This window comes from Serratia sp. Nf2 (genome assembly GCF_003028435.1).
GTDB lineage: Bacteria > Pseudomonadota > Gammaproteobacteria > Enterobacterales > Enterobacteriaceae > Serratia > Serratia marcescens_L.
The window spans coordinates 1-337 of the sequence record NZ_PYTW01000056.1 but is presented as its reverse complement, the minus strand read 5'-3'; the positions used below and the strand labels follow the sequence as shown (position 1 = coordinate 337).

1 pseudogene is annotated in these 337 nt (G+C 57.3%); it reads left to right on the top strand.

The features are described from left to right. Positions 1–210, top strand: a pseudogene (locus C9411_RS25400) (phage baseplate protein); the annotation flags it as partial. Between the last annotated feature and the right edge of the window lie 127 nt (positions 211–337).

Genomic DNA, 337 nt, shown 5'->3' with positions numbered 1-337 from the left:
GACATTACCACGGCCATTGCGGCGGCTATCGACAATGTCTTTTTCGAAGGTGGAACGCCGGTCGGCAATGGCAAGATCTTCCTCTCTGACCTGAACAGGGCAATCGGAGACATTGATGGCACAGCAGGATTTATCCTTGTTTCTCCCTCAGCAAATATCGATCTGGGGGTAGGGGAACTGCCGGTGCGTGGCGAGGTGAACTACACATGAGCCAGTTTACCGTAAAGGAGTATTCGCGCGCGCTACAGGCGTTGATCCCGACCGGGTTAGCGTGGCCGCGCGACCCTGGCGGGGTTCAGGGGGCAGTTATTCGGGCTCTGGCTACAGGGTTTCAGCG